A 2,170-nucleotide genomic window follows, 5' to 3' on the forward strand; every position below is an offset into this window, starting at 1 on the left:
TGGCCCGGGTCCGCCGCACCACCTCCCCAGACACCGACACCGCACCGGACACCGACAGCTCGCCCGGACAGGTCGAGATACCGGCGGCACGCTGGTCGATGCGATCGTTCGTGATGAACACCGAAATGCTGGCCACCTGGTGGGATCACTACGACCCCGCCGAACTGGCCGCCAAGCTCACCGACGAGCAACTCGAGATGTTCTTCACCGCCGCCGAGGCCACCGCCCGCTTCGCCGACGAACTCCACGCCGCGCGCACGCGGCACCGCGAGGGCACGGCGAGTGGGCGGGCGCACCTGCGCGCCATCTAAGCCCACTTCAGCGGGCGGGCCGTGTGCACCTGGCCGTTATGAAGACCACCGCACCTGAAGACCCTCGCACCCGGGCGCGAAGGATCGCGCTCATCGCCGGCGGTCTGGCCGCACTGCTCCTGGTCGCCACCGGCCTCTACGGGCTGATCCTCGGCCCCGAACCCCCAGAGGACACCACCTCGGTGCCGCGACCGGTCGTGACGTCACCAGCAGACCCCTCGCCGACGCCCGGCGACCTGGCGACGATCCCGGCGAGTGAAGATCCGGAGGAGTTCGCGCGCACCGTCGTCGAGACCCTCTTCGCCTGGGACACCGCCTCCGGGTTCATGCCGCTGGACTACTCCGCGATCATCCTCGACGTCGGCGATCCCAGTGGCACCGAGCAGGCCGGGCTCGCCTCCGATGTCGCCGCCTACCTGCCCAGCTCCGAGGCCTGGAGCGATCTGCGCCAGTACGCCACCCACCAGCACCTGTCCATCACCACCGCCTATGTTCCCGACGCCTGGGACGACGCGCTCGCCCAGGCCCAGCCCGGCCAGCTCCCCGAGGGGGCGACGGCGATCACCATCGAAGGCACCCGCCACCGCGCCGGAGTCTGGAACGGCGAGGAGGTCACCAGCGAGCACGCCGTGAGCTTCACGATCTTCCGGTCTGCCCACCCACCGACACCGACCCCACCAACACCGCCAGCCAGACCGAGACGGCGGGCGCGGGAAGCTGTTATGTGGCGCGGCTGTCCGAGCTGGACAACCCCCTGCGGTGAGCCGGTATGGTCAAGAAGTTGCTCATCATCGCCCTCGCGCTCGTGCTGCTGTCCCCGATGCTGGGCCTGGTCGGTGTCGCGGTGCTGATGAACCCCGCCACGGGCGCCACCTGCACCGTCAACGCCGATGGCTCCGTGACCATCGGCGAGGTTCCCGACGAGCTCACCGTGGAGACCGCCGACGGCCAGCGGGTCACCCTTGGCCGGGAACAGCTGAGTCATGCTGCGACGATCATCGAGACCGGGTCCGGGATCGACGGGGTCGGCCGGGACGGGATCCAGATCGCGCTCATGGCCGCCCTGACCGAGTCGAGCCTGCGGATGCTCGCCAACTCCACGGTCCCCGGCTCCGAGGACCACCCGAACGACGGTGTCGGTTCGGACAATGACTCACTCGGCCTGTTCCAGATGCGGCCGAGCACGGGATGGGGATCGGTCGCGGAGCTCATGGACTCCCAGTACCAGGCGCAGGCGTTCTTCGGCGGCCCGGACGGACCCAACGCCGGCTCCCCGCGCGGGCTGCTCGACATCCCCGGCTGGGAAGACATGGACAAGGGCGAGGCGGCGCAGGCGGTGGAGGTCAGCGCCTACCCCGACCGCTACCAGAACTACGAACCGGCAGCCGCGACCATCCTCGATACCCTCACCGGCACCACCACGAACCCCGGTGAGGCGGTCGCCGTGGCGGCTCCGGCGACCGGCGGGGAGACCTCACGGGTCGTGTTCCCCCTGCCTGAGGGAACCTGGGTGATGACCAGCCCGTTCGGGATGCGCCAGCACCCGATCACCGGCGAGCACAAGCTGCACACCGGCACGGACTTCTCCGCCCCCGACGGCACGGCGATTCTCGCGGCCGCCGATGGGACCGTCACGGTCGCGGAGTACTCCGGCGGCTACGGCGGCCTCATCGTCATCGAGCACCAGGTCAACGGGAACACCGTGGCCACCGCGTACGCGCACATGTGGGAGCACGGCATCCACGTCCAGACCGGCGACCAGGTGACCGCCGGCCAGCACATCGGCGACGTCGGCTCCTCCGGCAACTCGACCGGACCCCACCTGCACTTCGAGGTCCGTGAGGGCGGCACCGACGGCG

2 protein-coding genes and 1 pseudogene are annotated in these 2,170 nt (G+C 70.1%); all 3 read left to right on the forward strand.

Annotated elements, in window-relative coordinates:
• Nucleotides 1-311, forward strand: a pseudogene (locus HMPREF0183_RS12975) (ParB N-terminal domain-containing protein); the annotation flags it as partial.
• Between the two features lie 38 nt (nt 312-349).
• Nucleotides 350-1,162 (forward strand): hypothetical protein, encoded by an 813-nt coding sequence (locus HMPREF0183_RS12620; RefSeq protein ID WP_005885491.1) that lies wholly within the window; start codon nt 350-352, stop codon nt 1,160-1,162.
• Nucleotides 1,081-2,170: M23 family metallopeptidase (locus tag HMPREF0183_RS09625; RefSeq protein WP_005885493.1), on the forward strand; the 1,090-nt coding region annotated here is incomplete at its 3' end. The genes HMPREF0183_RS12620 and HMPREF0183_RS09625, both read left to right, overlap by 82 nt.

Origin of the sequence: Brevibacterium mcbrellneri ATCC 49030, assembly GCF_000178455.1 — a bacterium.
GTDB classification, from domain to species: Bacteria; Actinomycetota; Actinomycetes; order Actinomycetales; family Brevibacteriaceae; genus Brevibacterium; species Brevibacterium mcbrellneri.